The organism is Novimethylophilus sp., assembly GCF_036504375.1.
Lineage (GTDB): Bacteria > Pseudomonadota > Gammaproteobacteria > Burkholderiales > Methylophilaceae > Novimethylophilus.
Genome location: NZ_DASXVH010000011.1, coordinates 1 through 16,104 on the forward strand (window position 1 = coordinate 1; position 16,104 = coordinate 16,104).

17 protein-coding genes are annotated in these 16,104 nt (G+C 58.2%); 10 read left to right on the forward strand and 7 right to left on the reverse strand.

Going from position 1 to position 16,104, the window contains the following annotated elements; genetic code table 11:
• From ettA to VGK14_RS00990, 3 genes are all read left to right on the forward strand, one after another.
• Positions 1–1,159, forward strand: a 1,159-nt coding sequence (gene ettA, locus VGK14_RS00980) for an energy-dependent translational throttle protein EttA (RefSeq protein ID WP_331507033.1), incomplete at its 5' end; no start/stop codon positions are given.
• Positions 1,160–1,409: 250 nt separating this feature from the next.
• Positions 1,410–2,630 carry a sensor domain-containing diguanylate cyclase gene (locus tag VGK14_RS00985; protein WP_331507034.1) on the forward strand — a complete coding sequence of 407 codons (1,221 nt, stop codon included), beginning with the start codon at positions 1,410–1,412 and terminating at the stop codon, positions 2,628–2,630.
• The gene (locus tag VGK14_RS00990) at positions 2,627–5,899 is read left to right on the forward strand and encodes a bifunctional diguanylate cyclase/phosphodiesterase (RefSeq protein ID WP_331507035.1); all 3,273 of its coding nucleotides are present in this window, start codon (positions 2,627–2,629) and stop codon (positions 5,897–5,899) included. The genes VGK14_RS00985 and VGK14_RS00990 overlap by 4 nt, the downstream gene beginning before the upstream one ends.
• Positions 5,900–5,920: 21 nt before the next feature.
• Here VGK14_RS00990 and VGK14_RS00995 read toward each other — a convergent pair whose 3' ends face one another.
• Entirely contained in the window at positions 5,921–6,961 is a 1,041-nt protein-coding gene (locus VGK14_RS00995; protein ID WP_331507036.1) for an NADP(H)-dependent aldo-keto reductase, read from the reverse strand.
• Between the two features lie 216 nt (positions 6,962–7,177).
• Entirely contained in the window at positions 7,178–7,387 is a 210-nt protein-coding gene (locus VGK14_RS01000) for a hypothetical protein (RefSeq protein WP_331507038.1), read from the reverse strand.
• Positions 7,388–7,532: 145 nt separating this feature from the next.
• Between VGK14_RS01000 and VGK14_RS01005 the strand changes: the two genes are divergently transcribed.
• Genes VGK14_RS01005 through VGK14_RS01015 form a run of 3 tightly spaced genes read left to right on the forward strand, consistent with a single transcriptional unit; the run spans position 7,533 to position 8,995 of the window.
• On the forward strand, positions 7,533–7,958 hold the full coding sequence (locus VGK14_RS01005) for a hypothetical protein (RefSeq protein WP_331507039.1): 426 nt from the start codon (positions 7,533–7,535) through the stop codon (positions 7,956–7,958).
• Positions 7,959–7,965: 7 nt separating this feature from the next.
• Positions 7,966–8,187, forward strand: coding sequence for a hypothetical protein (locus VGK14_RS01010; protein WP_331507040.1), 222 nt, complete (start codon positions 7,966–7,968; stop codon positions 8,185–8,187).
• A gap of 1 nt (position 8,188) precedes the next feature.
• Positions 8,189–8,995, forward strand: a complete 807-nt coding sequence (locus VGK14_RS01015) for an SAM-dependent methyltransferase (RefSeq protein WP_331507041.1) — start codon at positions 8,189–8,191, stop codon at positions 8,993–8,995.
• A 409-nt stretch (positions 8,996–9,404) separates the two neighbouring features.
• Here VGK14_RS01015 and VGK14_RS01020 read toward each other — a convergent pair whose 3' ends face one another.
• Positions 9,405–9,608: a hypothetical protein gene (locus VGK14_RS01020; protein WP_331507042.1), complete on the reverse strand. Its 204-nt coding sequence runs from the start codon at positions 9,606–9,608 to the stop codon at positions 9,405–9,407.
• A gap of 10 nt (positions 9,609–9,618) precedes the next feature.
• On the reverse strand, positions 9,619–9,846 hold the full coding sequence (locus VGK14_RS01025; RefSeq protein ID WP_331507044.1) for a hypothetical protein: 228 nt from the start codon (positions 9,844–9,846) through the stop codon (positions 9,619–9,621).
• Positions 9,847–9,917: 71 nt separating this feature from the next.
• Between VGK14_RS01025 and VGK14_RS01030 the strand changes: the two genes are divergently transcribed.
• Both VGK14_RS01030 and VGK14_RS01035 read left to right on the forward strand, forming a co-directional pair.
• Entirely contained in the window at positions 9,918–10,319 is a 402-nt protein-coding gene (locus VGK14_RS01030) for a hypothetical protein (RefSeq protein ID WP_331507045.1), read from the forward strand.
• A gap of 35 nt (positions 10,320–10,354) precedes the next feature.
• A complete protein-coding gene (locus VGK14_RS01035; protein WP_331507046.1) occupies positions 10,355–10,576 on the forward strand; it encodes an RNA-binding S4 domain-containing protein in 222 nt (73 codons plus the stop codon).
• Here VGK14_RS01035 and ylqF read toward each other — a convergent pair.
• Genes ylqF through VGK14_RS01050 form a run of 3 tightly spaced genes read right to left on the reverse strand, consistent with a single transcriptional unit; the run spans position 10,538 to position 13,298 of the window.
• Positions 10,538–11,443 carry a ribosome biogenesis GTPase YlqF gene (gene ylqF, locus VGK14_RS01040; protein ID WP_331507047.1) on the reverse strand — a complete coding sequence of 302 codons (906 nt, stop codon included), beginning with the start codon at positions 11,441–11,443 and terminating at the stop codon, positions 10,538–10,540. The genes VGK14_RS01035 and ylqF overlap by 39 nt on opposite strands.
• A gap of 20 nt (positions 11,444–11,463) precedes the next feature.
• Complete coding sequence (locus tag VGK14_RS01045) at positions 11,464–12,048, reverse strand: DUF4276 family protein (RefSeq protein WP_331507048.1); 585 nt, start codon at positions 12,046–12,048, stop codon at positions 11,464–11,466.
• Positions 12,048–13,298 (reverse strand): AAA family ATPase, encoded by a 1,251-nt coding sequence (locus VGK14_RS01050; RefSeq protein ID WP_331507049.1) that lies wholly within the window; start codon positions 13,296–13,298, stop codon positions 12,048–12,050. The genes VGK14_RS01045 and VGK14_RS01050 overlap by 1 nt, the downstream gene beginning before the upstream one ends.
• A 107-nt stretch (positions 13,299–13,405) precedes the next feature.
• On the opposite strand from VGK14_RS01050, the gene VGK14_RS01055 reads away from it, so the two are divergent.
• Together VGK14_RS01055 and VGK14_RS01060 are read left to right on the forward strand one after the other, a co-directional pair.
• Positions 13,406–15,010 carry an NAD(P)/FAD-dependent oxidoreductase gene (locus VGK14_RS01055; protein ID WP_331507050.1) on the forward strand — a complete coding sequence of 535 codons (1,605 nt, stop codon included), beginning with the start codon at positions 13,406–13,408 and terminating at the stop codon, positions 15,008–15,010.
• Between the two features lie 68 nt (positions 15,011–15,078).
• Positions 15,079–16,104: adenylate/guanylate cyclase domain-containing protein (locus VGK14_RS01060; protein WP_331507051.1), on the forward strand; the 1,026-nt coding region annotated here is incomplete at its 3' end.

Below are 16,104 nucleotides of genomic sequence, written 5' to 3' on the forward strand. Positions count from 1 at the left end.
CGTGGCGCTGTGCCGCCTGCTGCTGTCCAAGCCCGACATGCTGCTGCTGGACGAGCCTACCAACCACCTCGATGCGGAATCCGTCGAATGGCTGGAGCAGTTCCTGGTGCGTTTTCCCGGCACCGTGGTCGCGGTCACCCACGACCGCTACTTCCTTGACAACGCCGCCGAATGGATCCTGGAGCTGGACCGCGGCCACGGCATCCCGTGGAAGGGCAATTATTCCAGCTGGCTGGAGCAGAAAGAGGCGCGCCTGGAGCAGGAATCCAAGCAGGTCGACGCCCACATGAAGGCGATGAAGACCGAGCTGGAATGGGTGCGGCAGAACCCCAAGGCGCGTCAGGCCAAGAGCAAGGCGCGCCTCTCCCGCTTCGAGGAACTGAATTCGGTCGAATACCAGAAGCGCAACGAAACGCAGGAAATCTTCATCCCGATGGGCGAGCGGCTGGGCGACAAGGTGATCGAATTCAATAATGTTTCCAAAGGCTTCGGCGACCGGCTGCTGATCGATAACCTGTCCTTCAGCGTTCCGCCCGGCGCGATCGTCGGTGTCATCGGCCCCAACGGCGCGGGTAAATCCACGCTGTTCCGCATGCTGCAAGGCAAGGAGCAGCCGGATTCCGGTGGGATCGTCGTCGGGCCGACCGTGAAAATGGCTGCCGTGGACCAGTCGCGCGAAGGGCTGGACGACAGCAAGACCGTATTCGAGATTATTGCCGGCGGCGCGGATATCATCTCCGTCGGCAAGTTCGAAATGCCCAGCCGTGCCTATATCGGCCGCTTCAACTTCAAGGGCGGCGACCAGCAGAAGATCGTCGGCCAGCTCTCCGGCGGCGAGCGCGGGCGGCTGCATCTGGCCAAGACGCTGATCGCCGGCGGCAATGTGCTGCTGCTGGACGAACCGTCGAACGATTTGGATGTGGAAACCCTGCGCGCGCTGGAGGACGCGCTGCTGGAATTCGCCGGCTGTGTGCTCGTCACTTCGCACGACCGCTGGTTCCTCGACCGTATCGCCACTCACATCCTGGCAGCGGAGGGTGATTCGCAATGGACCTTCTTCAACGGCAACTATCACGAGTACGAGGAAGACAAGAAGAAGCGCCTGGGCGAAGAGGGCGCGAAGCCGAAGCGCATCAGGTATAAGCCCATCAGCCGTTAAAGGCTTTCTCGGGTACCGGTCGATGCACCCTGAGGTGGCTTGCAATTGCTGTCGAATTTGCAAGCCGCCTCATCAATGTTAAAATAAGACCAGAAGGTCCCAGAAATCTTCCGCCGCAATGAAATGCGCCATTTGACGGCGCTTCGAGAGCGTCAGTCCAAATCCTTGCTGTAACCCCTATCCTTGCACCGGCCTGGCATCAGGCCGCTCTAAATTCTGCGGAGATTAAATGGCGATTGATCGGTACCCTATGACGCCCGACCAGCAGGTTCAGGCTTACCTCGATGCGATCCGATCCATACGGGAGGGCATATCCAATGTTTCCATTCCGGAGGACCAGGCAGAGCATATCGGCGTCCTCGGCCTCGAACTGATGAAGCTGGCCGAATCGCTCGAACAGCATTTCGACGAGGCAAAAAAGCTGCAGCAGATTGCCGAGGAAGTGACCGGCGGCCTGTTTCTGGATGACGTGCTGAACCGGATATACGATTCCTTCAGCCTGGTCATTCCCTATAACCGCATGGGCTGCGCGTTGCTGAGCGATGACCGGAGCGAAGTCACTTCCTTCTGGGGGCGCTCGGACGCTAACGATCTGAAAATGATGCCGGGGTTCACGGCGCGCAGCGCCGGCAGCAGCCTGCAGAACATACTCGACACCGGCAACCCGCGCATTCTGAACGACCTTGAAGCCTATCTGTATGAGCACCCGGATTCCGTTTCGACCCAGCTGGTGGTGGCGGAAGGCGTCAGGTCCAGCCTGACTTGCCCGCTGATCGCCCAGGGCAAGCCTATCGGCTTTCTCTTCTTTTCCAGTTTCGAGAAAAACACCTATCGGGGGTTGCATCAGGGAGTATTCTTGAGAATCGCGGCGCAGCTGTCGATGCTGATAGAGAAAAGCCGGCTGTATCAGGAGATCGTCGACCTCAACCGCGAACTGATGCAGGCACAAAAAGTGCTTGAAGAACAGGCAACGCACGATGCGTTGACTTTGATCTACAACCGCAAGGCGATCGAGGGACTGTTGCAGGTCCAGCTGTCGCGCGCGCAAAGACTGGGACGCGGACTGGGGGTGATCATGGTCGATGTGGATCTGTTCAAGCAGTTCAATGATATTTACGGCCACCTGGTCGGCGATAAGGTGTTGCAGGCGGTAGCATTGTCGATGAGCGAGAATTTGCGCGATTACAACTATATCGGCCGTTTCGGGGGGGAAGAGTTTCTGATCGTGTTAAGCGAAGCAGATTCTGAATCCAGCATGCGAATCGCCGAACGTCTGCGTTGCGCGGTCGGCGGCCATGCCTTTCCCATCGCTGACCGCCAACTCGCGGTTACGATCAGCGCGGGCGTGGCTTTTGCCGAGAGCGTCGTCGGCGTACAAGCCAACGATCTGATCGCCGCGGCTGACGAAGCGCTTTATGACGCGAAGCGCCAAGGGCGAAACCGGGTAGCATTCCGGCATCTCGACGCGTGAAAGCATTAATCCATCTGCCAGACAAAGCCGCGCTGCGCATCAGCCTGATTTATATTGCTTTTGCCGGCGCCTGGATATTGCTTTCCGACCGCCTGCTGCAGTTGATGCTGACGGATGCAGCCGCGATTACCGAACTGCAAACGTACAAGGGCGCAACATTCGTATTGCTCACCGGCATGCTGCTGTATCAGCTAATCAGCCGCCAGTCTCCTCGGGGCATTTCTCCGGCGCAGATTCGTTCATATGACCGCACCTTCCCCTGGAAGGTTTTCGTCATGCTGGGTTTGGCCATAGGCGCAAGTGGCTGGTTTGCGTTCACCGCAATGCGCGATTCCATCCGGCACGAGGCCCAGCGCGCCCTGGCGGCTAACGGCGAACTCAAGGCGAAGCAGATCGAAAGCTGGCTGCAGGAACGCATCAACGATCTTGTTTTCGATGCTACGGATTCGCAGACGTCGCGGGTGCTGAGCGAATGGATGCGTACCGGCAAGGGGGCGGAAAACCTGCCGGACATACTCAAGCGCTTTGAAGTATTCAAGCAGATTCATCATTACAATTCCGTCGAAGCCTACGACCTGCAGGACAATCCGCGCTTCGGCAATACCGATGCCAGCTCGCTGGAACATGGTGCCGCGGCGCGCAACGTCATTGCCCGCGGCGAACCGCAGCTGGTCGATTTTCATCACGACCCCAATTCCAGCAGAATTTCGCTAGGCATCATGGTGCCGTTGATGGTGGGCGGAAAGGTAGGCGGCGCTCTGTATGCCGCGCTCGACCCCGCGTATTTTCTTTATCCGTTGATGCAGGATTGGTCATCATCGAGCAAGACCGGCGAAACGTTGCTGTTTCGCCGTAGCGGTAAAAACGTGCTGTACCTGAACGAGTCGCGCCATCGCAAAAATACCGCGCTGGCGTTTATTCAACCCCTGAGCGACCACACGCAGGCGGCAGCACAAGCGTTCGCCGGCAAGCGCGGCATGCTGGAAAACGTCAACGACTACCGCAAACAGCCGGTGCTGGGCTACGTCGCAGAAATAACGGGTACGCCCTGGCTGATGCTGGTCAAGGTAGACGAGGCCGAAGCCTATGCGGCCGTGAACCGGCTCGGGCTGTTTTCCGCGCTGGCTACCTTGCTGCTTATCAGCCTTTCGGGCTACGGCGTATGGCTGTGGTGGCAGCGCCAGCAGGAGCATTTCGCCGCGTTGCAAAAACAGGAGGTGTTGGAACGGCAGGCGCTGGAGACCAGCTACGATGCCTTGTCCAAATATGCCAACGATATCATCCTGATTACCGATGAAACCGGCATATTGATGCAGGTAAACAATCGTGCGCTGGAGATCTACGGATACAGCCGCGAAGAATTGATCGGGCAGCCTTGCAGCCGGTTGAGCCCGGCGCGTGCGCACGCCGGATTCGAACAGGAGCATGACCGTGTCATGCGGACCACGTCCCATCGCTACGAAACGCTGCATCAGTGCAAGGACGGCAGCGTATTTCCGGTGGAAGTCAGCGCGCGGCTGATCGAGCAGCAGGGCAGGCGCTTCATCCACATGGTGCTGCAGGATATTACCGAGCGCAAAATCGCGGAAGAATCCAAGCATCTCGCCTCGCTGGTGTACCAGAACAGCAGCGAGGCGATGATGGTAACCGATGGCGATGGCGTCATCATCAGCATCAACCCCGCTTTTACCGAGCTGACGGGCTATCTGCCGGAAGATGCGTTGGGGAAAACCACGAAAATTCTTAATTCCGGTCGCCAGGATGAAGCTTTTTTCCGCGAAATGTGGAATTCGCTCAATACCACTGGGCATTGGCACGGCGAGATATGGAACCGGCGCAAGAATGGCGAGGTATTTCCGGAGTGGCTGAGCATCAATTCCATTTTCAATGAAGACGGCTCGGTCCACCGCCGGGTTGCGCTGTTTTCCGACATCACCCAGAAGAAGGAGTCCGAAGCGTTGATCTGGCATCAGGCCAACTTCGATCAGCTGACCGGGCTTCCCAACCGCCGCATGTTCCATGACCGCCTGGAACAGGAAATGAAAAAGGCGCACCGCGCCGGGCTGCCGATGGCACTGCTGTTTCTCGACCTCGACCGGTTCAAGGAAGTCAACGACACGCTGGGGCACGATATGGGCGATCTCCTGCTGAAGGAGGCGGCGCTACGCCTCTCCAGTTGCGTGCGCGAATCCGACACCGTGGCGCGCCTGGGCGGGGATGAGTTCACCGTGCTGCTGGGCGAACTGGAGGATGCCAGCAGCGTGGAGCGCGTCTCGCAATGCATACTGCACAAACTGGCCGAGCCGTTCCAGCTGGGGCTGGACACAGCATATGTCTCGGCTAGCATAGGCATTACCCTGTACCCCGAGGACGCCGGGGAGGTCGAGGCCCTGCTGAAGAACGCCGACCAGGCCATGTATGCGGCCAAGCATCACGGCCGCAACCGTTTCAATTATTTTACCCCGGCGATGCAGGAAGCCGCACAGGCCCGCATGCGGCTGGCCACCGACCTGCGCAGCGCGCTGGCCGAGAGCCAGTTCCGGATTTATTACCAACCCATCGTCGAACTGGCGACCGGAGTCATCCATAAAGCCGAGGCGCTGATTCGCTGGCAGCATCCCAAGCTGGGCTTGATCGGCCCCGCCGAATTCATCACCATCGCCGAGGAAACCGGCATGATTCTCGATATCGGCGATTGGGTGTTCCATGAGGCGGTCGACCAGGTGGAACGCTGGCGCGCCTCGCACCATGTGGGATTCCAGATCAGCGTCAATAAATCGCCGGTGCAGTTCCATGACGAAAACAAGAGCCACGCCGACTGGTTCGACCATTTGCAAAAGCTCGGCCTGCCGGGCCAAAGCATCGTGGTAGAAATTACCGAGGGTTTGCTGCTGGACGCCAGCAGCGTCGTCACCGACAAGCTGCTGGCATTTCGCGACGCCGGCATCCAGGTCTCGCTCGACGATTTCGGCACCGGCTATTCGTCACTGTCCTACCTGAAGAAATTCGACATCGACTACCTCAAGATCGACCAGTCGTTTGTGCGCAATCTTGAACCCCACTCCGACGACATGGCGCTGTGCGAAGCGATTATCGTCATGGCGCACAAACTCGGCATACAGGTCATCGCGGAAGGCATAGAAACGGTAAAGCAGCGCGCACTGCTGACTGCCGCCAAATGCGACTATGGGCAAGGCTATCTGTTCTCCCGGCCGCTGCCCGCCGATGAGTTCGAGAAATTGCTGAAGGTGAAGCCCGGCTCTCAATAATCGATTTGATCGTTTCCGGCATCAGGGCGCCGGGTTCATGTAGCGCAGGTGCAGGTTTTCGATTTCTTTCAGGATGTCGTCCGGCAGCGGTTTTTCCCATGCGCCCAGGTTCTCCTTGAGTTGCTGCATGCTGGTGGCGCCGATGATGGTACTGGCGGCGAACCAGCGACGGTAGACGAACGACAGCGCCATCTGTGCCGGGGTGAGGTTATGGCTGCGGGCGAGCTCGGCATAGGCCATGGTGGCGGGCTGGACGTTAGGCTTTTGATAACGTTGGGCAAAGCCCTGAAACAGCGTGACCCGCCCCGGTGCCTGCGGATTGGCCAGGTATTTGCCGGACAGATGGCCGAAGGCCAGCGGCGAATAGGCCAGCAGCCCGACTTTTTCGCGGTAGGTGATTTCCGTTAGCCCGAATTCGAAGCCGCGGTTGATCAGGTTGTAGCAGTTCTGGATGGAGGCGATGCGCGGCAGGCCGTGTTCATGTGCCAGGCGCAGAAATTCCATCACGCCCCAGGGTTGTTCGTTGGAAACGCCGACATAACGGATTTTGCCTTCGGTTACCAATTCTTCAAGCGCTTCCAGCTGCTCGCGTATTGGTACCCATTCCTTGTTTTCCTGCGCGGGGTCGAACTGGTACTGGCCGAACATCGGCACGTTGCGCTCCGGCCAATGCAGCTGGTAGAGGTCTATATAGTCGGTTTGCAGGCGGGCGAGCGAGCCTTCGATCGCCGCGCGGATATTGGCGCGGTCCAGCGCTGGCGGGCCGTTGCGGATCCAGCTCATGGCGCGCCGCGGGCCGGCGACCTTGGTGCCGAGGATGATCTTGTCGCGCGGCTGGTGCTTCAGCCAGTTGCCGACGATGGTTTCGGTGCGCGTGACGGTCTCGGCGCGTGGTGGCACCGGGTACATCTCGGCGGTGTCGATAAAGTTGATGCCATGCGCAAACGCGTAATCCAGCTGCGCGTGAGCTTCGGCTTCGGTGTTCTGCTGGCCGTAGGTCATCGTGCCCAGGCAGATGGCCGAAACGTCGAGTTCGCTGGTTCCGAGGCGGCGGTATTCCATGGTTTGTTCCGAGGTTTGTTCCAAAAGTCACGAAGGATTGGCCGATCCTCAGTTTGTCCACTCCCGCATGTCCTTGCGCGTGCCTTGCAGCGTGTTCCGGTCGCCGGGAAAGCCTGGAGTGAAATATCCATCATGGTTTAGCGAAATCGGCCATAGGCAAGCGGCTTAAGTTTACTCAAGCACGCGGGCTGCGTAAACGCTTTCCACGGCGGCAGATCAACTTGTGGTGGCCGGATCGGAAATTTCAGCTTTTCTGCCTGCCGATGCGACGGATTCCCGCGCTGAGCAGCCAGCGCGGGCAGCACCGTGGGCGACTACCGCCACCAGCAGCGCCAGCCCGTAAACCGGCGCCGGCTGGTGCGGCAACGATGCCCTGTGCGGTGTCAGCATGAAATGCACTGCGGCAGTCGCGTTCGCAACCAGCATGCTGGCACGGTAAACGTGGCCGAGCCGAGCCGCGGGATGATGCGCCCGCTGACTACCAGATAGGCCGCATAGGTCAGCACGCAGCTTGATCGCGCGTGGAGCGGCTTCTAAGGATAAAATGTCGGAAATTTTTCAGGAACATGCGATGCATAAACTATTACCGATAGCGATCGCCTTGATGTTTTCCGGCCTGGCGCAGGCCAAGCCGCCGGCATTTACCGGGCAGGATTACAGCGGCGTTTACGATTGCACCGGCATTGATGCGCACGAGGGCAAGTATAAGGGCACAGTAACGCTGGCACTCAACAAGACCCAAAGTACAGGCCAGTACGGCGCTTACGATTTCAAGCTGGAAGTGCCGGGCTTCGGCGTCTACCCGGGCGAGGCGGCGGCGGATGGCGACAGGCTGGCGATCCATTTCGCGCTCAACCAGCCGGGCTCGCAGGACCACGGCACCGGCATCGCCACCGTTGGCAAGAACAGGCAGGGCCGGTTAAGTTTCCGCAAGTATTACTACGAGCCGGAGTACAAGGGCGGCAATTACGGCACTGAAGAGTGCGTGAAGAAATAGACGCTCGATGTTTGAACTCCCCAGTCCCGCGGATCTGTTCGCTTCCGTGATATTCGGCATCGTCGGTTACGCGGCCTACCGCTACGGCAAGAAAGCCGGCAGCACCAGCCCGATGGCGATCGGCGCGGCGCTGATGGTGTATCCCTATTTCGTGTCGCAGACATGGCTGCTGTATGCGATCGGCTGCGCGCTGTGCGCCGGGCTGTATTTGTTGCGCGAGCCGTCCTGACATGCACGAAATCCGCCCCAATCAATCCGTGGAACTGCTGAAGGAACTGCACATCCTGACCCGCGACGGCAAAATGAACCAGGACAGCCGCCGCAAGCTCAAGCAGATTTACCACCTCTACCAGTTCATCGAGCCGCTGCTGCAGGAAGTCGGCCGCGACATCGCGCTGGTCGATCACGGTGCAGGCAAGTCCTACCTTGGTTTCATTCTCTACGACCTGTTTTTCAAGGCGCTGAACGATAAATCGCATATTTACGGCATCGAAACGCGCGAGGAATTGGTCGTGAAGTCGCGTGAACTGGCTGGCAGGCTGGGCTTTGCCGGGATGAGTTTCCTCAATCTCTCGGTGGCCGAGTCCATCACCTCCAGCCAGTTACCGGAGAAAATAGATATCGTCACCGCACTGCATGCCTGCAACACGGCCACCGACGACGCCATCCGCTTCGCCCTGGAGAAGCGCGCGAAATTCATCGTACTGGTGCCCTGCTGCCAGGCCGAGGTGGCGGCAGTGTTGCGCAAAAACAAAGGCAAGGCGCTGGGTAAAAGCGCCCTGACCGAACTCTGGCGCCACCCCATCCACACCCGCGAATTCGGCAGCCACCTCACCAACGTGCTGCGCTGCCTGCAACTCGAAGCGCATGGTTATCAGGTCGCGGTGACGGAACTGGTGGGCTGGGAGCATTCGATGAAAAACGAACTGATTGTCGCCGGCGACAAAAACCTGCCGCGCAGACGCCCGGCGGAACGGCTCAACGAAGTGCTGGAAAGCCTGGGGCTGGAGGAGATGCGCGAGCGGTTTTTTTACTAGGGCGTGATCACACTAATTTCACGACTGCGTTGCCAAGAGAATGCGATGGATGCAAGGCGCGAGGCGCAGCGAATGGTTGTTCCATTCGCCAGCCTTGCAACGCCGCAGACGCGCATTCTCTTGGCAACCCTCCGGGACGGGGGCCTCCTTTGTCGCAAGCCGCTTGAAGTGGCTTGCACTTCTGCGCGTCTTGCTTCGCGGATGGCATCCCAAATCGCCCCCGTCGCAGCCGCGAAATTAGTGTGAACACGCCCTAGGGTGTAGCACCAAGGTTATAGCCAAACTGGCGATAACGGCAACTCATTGCATCTCGCCTTCCTCGCCCCCCCCGCCTTGCAATCGCCCGGTAAGCTTGGGATTCATCCTAGGCGGCCGGGAAGTCTGCCGGAAAATAATGGTAGCGCTCATCTTAATCGCGCGACCCGAGCTCGACAAAAAACATGGTGACAGAATAAGCGATGCCGAATGAAATCAAGGCCGCCCACAGCGCCAGCCTGAAAATGCCCATGCGGGCAAGCAACGGGCCGGATGCAAGCGCCAGTATCCAGGATAGCAGTAGAAAAACACCCGGTGTCAGGATGAGCGCCAGTTTTAGGTTGGGCATATGCTTCATGGATGTGATCCTAGGCAGTTTGGAATCCGGCATGCTCTACAGGGCTAGAAGGTGATGGGCTGGCGGTAATCGGGGCAGGAAATGCCCTATACGGAAGCAGGGCTGAAACCGCATGATCCATTCGGACCATGGTGACCTTGATGCCGACAGTCGTCAGGGCACCCATAAAAACCATGGCTGCCAGCTCGGTAAGCGTGAATCCTGCTGGTTTCCGAGGATCGTGGTCGGTTTTCTTCATACGACAAATGTTACTATCGGTAATTTATTTTAACAACTGATAGTCATATTTAATGGTGATAATTTTCGGGCATGAAAGCTATCCCGGAAAAGTCGGCATTCAGCCGGCGGCTGATCAAGGCGCTGCAGGATGCCAAGGTGGAAATCACTTCACCGACGCAACTGGCACGAGAGTTCAATAAACGGTTCCCGGACGTTGCGGTATCGACTTACGCAGCCCGGAAATGGTTTCACGGAGAGGCGATTCCGACCCAGGACAAAATCAGGAATCTCGCACGCTGGCTGGGGGTGGCGCCAGAATGGCTGCGATACGGCGAAAGGGAAGGACGCGCGTTGACTGCCCAGCAGCCAATAGTGCTTTATTCTGCCTCGCATCTATCCGTTCTTAACGATTATGCCTCGCTGAATGAAGCGCATAAGGAGGTTGTACGAGAGCTGATTGCGCTTTTCATGAAGCAGGAGCGGCAGTCTTGAGCGAAATTTTGTCCATTAAGGTGCGCTAAAAATTTATGCAGCAACTCGAATTCCAGCTCAATGGCGAATTTGTCGAACTCAACCAGTTGCTCAAGCTGGTTGGCTTATGCGATAGCGGCGGCGCGGGCAAGGCGCTGGTCGCCAGCGGCGAGGTGGCAGTCGACGGCCAGCAGGAACTGCGCAAGACCGCCAAAATATGGGCGGGGCAGGTGGTGACGCTAGGCGATATTAGTATCCGCGTTCTCGCCGGCGGCTGATGCGGGTGCAGCGGCCTCCAGCATCGCGTTGCGGCTGTCCGGCGTTTCCAGGCTGATGCGGCCCAGCGTGCCGGTGCGGTAATCCACCAGCAGCGTCAGCGCAGCTTTTTCAAAATCCGGTTCGCCGCCTTTCAAGCGATAGCCGCGCCGTTTGGCGATGGCTTCGATGACGGCGGTGCCGTCCATGCCTTCGATGGGGAACTTGTAGCGCTCCGCGAGCAGGGCAGGGTAGCGTTGCAGCAGCAGGTCGGCCAGATAGGTGGCGACTTCTTCCTCGATCACCGCATTGGTGCCGATCGCGTGGCTGGCGGCGAGCATGTAGCCGTCGCTGTCGTGGGCGATTTTCGGCCACATCATGCCCGGCGTGTCGGTCAGCGTCATCTGCGCGTTGAGGTCGAAGCGCTGCTGGTTCTTGGTGACCGCGGGCTCGTCGCCCACCTTGGCGACGCGGCGGTTGAGCAGGGCATTGATCAGCGTGGATTTGCCGACGTTGGGAATGCCCATGATCATCATCCGCAGCGGCTTGAGATTGGTGCCGCGATGCGCCGCCAGCGGGCGGCACAGGCCGGGAATTTTGGCCGCGTCGCCCGGCTTTTTGCATGACAGCGCGACCGCTTTCGTATCCGGCTGGCGGTTGTAGAAATCAAGCCAGGCCCGGGTGGCGGCGGGATCGGCGAGGTCGGCCTTGTTGAGAATCTTAAGACAGGGGCGTTGGCGAAACAGCCGCAGTTCGTTAATCATCGGATTGTGGCTGGCCTCGGGCAGGCGCGCATCCAGCACTTCGATCACGACATCGGTGGTTTCCATGGTTTCGGCCGCTTTTTTGCGGGCGGAATTCATGTGACCGGGGAACCATTGGATAGGCATACTTTAAAATTTCTATTGAGTCAAACGATCTGTTTTTTCAATTCGTCATACAATTTGCGAAATGATCTGCTGTTGTTAAATGCTTGTTGCAAATCCATGAGAGCGGAAAAGGCAGGTTGATCGGTAGTTTCGCGGTAGGCTTTTGAGGACATTCTCTCGCCAAGCCATCCTTTGGCATTGCGCGGGAGTTCGGCGTTGATGGCCTCCGCTGCGTTGAATTCAAAACCTCGATGCCCATGCAACGATTGTGCTGCCGCAATGAACCATGCCTCATACTCACGATTGGCCAGCACGACCGAAATCCGCCGGTGAGGCACAACTGCTTGTGCTCGTGTCAGGATATCTATTCCACGCGTAGCCGGGCAGTCATCATCAGCATCTAGCAGCACGAGGATACAGCCATTCTCGCCACATTTTCCGGCTGCCAGCAATAAGTGGCGACGGAATTCTTCGTCCTTATTCAGGAAGCGATCGCGGTGTACGCGAATCGGCGGTGGCATGTCCGCATATCGGCCCGGCTTCTGCCATTCCATCAATCGGCGAATCAGTACAGGTAATGCGGCGACTTCGCCATCTCCTTCTACAATACTGGCGATAGCGGTCACTATGGTACCTCGCCAAACAGGTCTGGCAGTCGCAAATCTTGCTCTGCTAGTGCAATGGGGTCAGGCGCCAGTTGGTTGAGGCGTAGCAACTCACCTGCTGAAAATAATTGTTCGCGCAGGACGGTGCGCGAAGCGTCATCCAGCGGAGCAATGCGTGTTTCCCCTGCGTTGGAAACTACGGCAAGTAATGCTTCCGTGGGCAAATTTCTATCGTCCAGCAAATCTGGACTATGGCTGGTGATAATGACCTGTGTTTGCCCGGACGCTCTTGTCAAAGCTTCACGTAATGCACCAGCCGCCGCTGGATGCAGAGCTGTTTCCGGCTCTTCAATGCCAATGATCGACGGTACATAATCCTTATTGCCCTGAAACAAGGCGGTAAGGACTCCCAGCGCTCGTAGTGTGCCATCTGACATGTTTTGTGCCTGGAATCGCCATGGATGCTTTGCTCCTGCCATAGCCTGACGAAACTCCAGCGTTTCCATCGGGCCAATCTGCTTGCGTTCCACGCCATGTACGGTAGGTACCACTGTTTGCAGATATTCCTCAATTACATGCAAATTTTCTGGGGCGCTGCGTTCAAGATGACCAATGACACTGGCAATGTTCTCCCCGGCTGGTTTAAGTAATTTTCCGTCTTGCGGCTTTTGCAGTTCGCGTATCAGTTTCGGGTTGAGATTGTAGAAACCCATTCCAGTGAGTGCGTCGAACACTGGGCGAAAAGCAGCTAGTCCGGAGGCGCTGACCAATGCCAGACGATCTGAAGTAACAGCGGGGAAGCTTGACTCGCTGCTTGCTTTCAGTTGGCCACGTTCGAGACGGAAAAAAGGACCTTTGCCTATACCCTCAATAACACATTCTTCAGTTTGTACTTCGTAACCGCGGCTGGATAATGCTCCTACGTTGAAGGCGTAGTGGCCGATCTGGCCGCTACGCAGCCTGAATTCCAGGCGAATGCCGAAATGAGTGGGATGTCCACTAGAGCGCCGTCTTACTTCGGCTAATCCGCTCCGGTCATTCAGCGCATTATCGAGTGAGCCTGATAGCGCATCCCGCACCAAATGCAAAGCATCGAGAAAATTGCTTTTGCCTGAACCATTGGTGCCAACCAGATAGGTAAGTGGCCCCAGACGTACATCACAAGAAGCGATACTCTTGTAGTTACGCAACACGACCCTGGTGAGAAAAACGGGGTTACTCATGCTTTTATGCCTAAATTGTTTCTGGTTAGATGCGACGTGTTCCAGCAATCCCGTATCTTAAACAAATCATGAATTTCGTGGCTATGTATTTAATGATGTTGAGTCTTCTGGTCAAAAGGTAAAATGCGCGTTCATTACATAACAGACTGCCCAGCATGTTGCGCATCACCGATCTCAAGCTTCCTATCGCCCACCAGGAAAGCGCCTTGCGGGCGGCAATTCTCAAGCGGCTCGGCATTGCCGCCGAGGAACTGACGAGTTACGCGATATTCAAGCGCAGCGTCGATGCCCGCAAAAAAGACGCGATCCTGTTCATCTACAGCGTCGATGTCGAGGTGAAGAACGAAGCGGCGCTGCTCAAGCGGCTGAAGAGCGACAAGCATATCGCGCCTGCGCCGGATATGGACTACAAGTTCGTCGCACGGGCGCCAGCGGGGCTGAAGGAACGCCCCATCGTCATCGGCACCGGGCCGTGCGGCATGTTCGCCGGGCTGCTCCTGGCGCAGATGGGGTTTCGCCCCATCATCCTGGAGCGCGGCAAATCGGTGCGCGAGCGTACCAGGGATACCTGGGACCTGTGGCGCAACAATAAACTGCACCCGGAATCCAACGTGCAGTTCGGCGAAGGCGGCGCGGGCACGTTCTCCGACGGCAAGCTCTACAGCCAGATCAAGGACCCGCGCCATCTCGGCCGCAAGGTGATCACCGAATTCATAAAAGCTGGCGCGCCGGAAGAAATCCTCTACGTCGGCAGGCCGCATATCGGCACCTTCAGATTGGTCGGCGTGGTGGAGCAGATCCGTGCGGCCATCGAAGCGCTGGGCGGAGAAATCCGCTTCCAGAGCAAGGTGGAGGATATCGACATCGACCAAGGCCAGGTGCGCGGCGTGAGGCTTGCCGGCGGCGAATACCTGGCGAGCGGCCACGTCGTGCTGGCGGTCGGCCACAGCGCGCGCGACACCTTTCGGATGCTCTTTGATCGCGGCGTGCATGTCGAGGCCAAGCCGTTCTCGATCGGTTTCCGCATCGAGCACCCGCAGGCCATGATAGACCGCTGCCGTCTCGGCCCCAACGCCGGTAACCCCCTGCTGGGCGCGGCGGACTACAAGCTGGTGCACCATTGCAACAACGGGCGCTCGGTGTACAGCTTTTGCATGTGCCCCGGCGGCACCGTGGTGGCGGCGACTTCGGAACCGGGCCGCGTGGTCACCAACGGCATGAGCCAGTATTCGCGCAACGAGCGCAACGCCAACAGCGGCATCGTGGTCGGCATCACGCCCGAGGCCGATTACCCCGGCCATCCTCTGGCCGGGATCGAATTCCAGCGCAAGTGGGAGTCGCGGGCGTTCGAGCTGGGCGGCGGCACCTATGAGGCTCCCGGCCAGCTGGTCGGCGATTTTATCGCTGGTCGGCCTTCGACAAAGCTGGGAGAGGTGATCCCGTCTTATGCACCGGGCGTGCATTTGTGCGACCTCGCGACCAGCCTGCCCGACTATGCCATCGAGGCCATACGCGAGGCGCTGCCGGCCTTCGACAAGCAGATCAAGGGATTCGCAATGCAGGATGCCGTGCTGACCGGCGTGGAAACCCGTACTTCGTCCCCCGTGCGTATCACACGCAACGACGACGATTTCCAGAGTCTGAACGTGCGGGGTTTGTATCCGGCAGGCGAAGGCGCGGGATATGCCGGGGGTATCCTGTCCGCTGCGGTAGACGGCATCAAGGTGGCCGAAGCGGTCGCGTTGCGGATGACGCAATGAGTATTTCCCGGTAATGGATTTTTGTTGTTTAATGGGATGCTTCAACTCTGGCATTGCCGGATCGGGACATGAGCGAACGACTGAACAGGACATCGATTTGCAGCGTTATTTTTCTCGATATCGTCGGATATTCGCAGCAGCCGGTATCCGAACAGATCGAGTACAAAAATCGCTTCAATCATCTGATCGGCGATGCGATCAAGGATGTTGCCCAGAATGACCGCATCATTCTCGACACCGGCGATGGCGCAGCCATTACGCTGTTGGGGGCCCCGGAAGAGGCGCTGTTCGTTTCGCTGACGATTCGCGACGGCATTCTCAAGTGCAACCAGGAGCATCCGGATATGCCGCTGAGCGTGCGGATCGGCATCAATCTCGGGCCGGTGCGGGTGGTCAAGGACATCAATAATCACCTCAACATCATCGGCGACGGCATCAATGTCGCGCAGCGCGTGATGAGCTTCGCCGAGCCCAACCAGATCCTGGTGTCGCGCTCTTATTACGAAGTCGTTTCGCGGCTGACCAATGAAATCACCCAGATGTTCGCCTATTCCGGGGTCAAGCACGACAAGCACGTCAGGGAGCACGAGGTTTACGCAATACGCGCTCCCGGCGACCCGACCCATGCGGCAGGCATTGCCCATAACGAAGCTGCCAGCGCTACGCCCAAGCATGGAATGACGCTCGGAAAGAAAGTTGCTATCGGCGCCGGCGTTGCCGTTGCGGCGGTGGTGCTGACGGTTGCGATGCTGTCGGGAAAGTCGCAGCCTCAGGCCGGGAAAACGCTTGACGCTGCTCTGCCGGGCGCGGTTCCGGTGCAGGCCGGCACGGATAGGATAGTCCCGGTATCTACTGTTGGGTCGTCGGCTAATAAAGCCAAGGCGAAGGCCGAGAATCCGGCGGCTAAAACAGACGCAGCTGCTGACAGCGAAAAAAATATAAAACGCAAGGCCCAGCCGCAGCCGAACAAACCCAGGGTCGTATCCGGCAACGTCGATCACCCGGCTGGCGCCGCCGCTCCTCCCAAGCAGGAGCCGGGCAGGCAACCGGAGAAGTCCGGCTGGGACAGGTTTACCGAAAGCATCAAGCAGGGC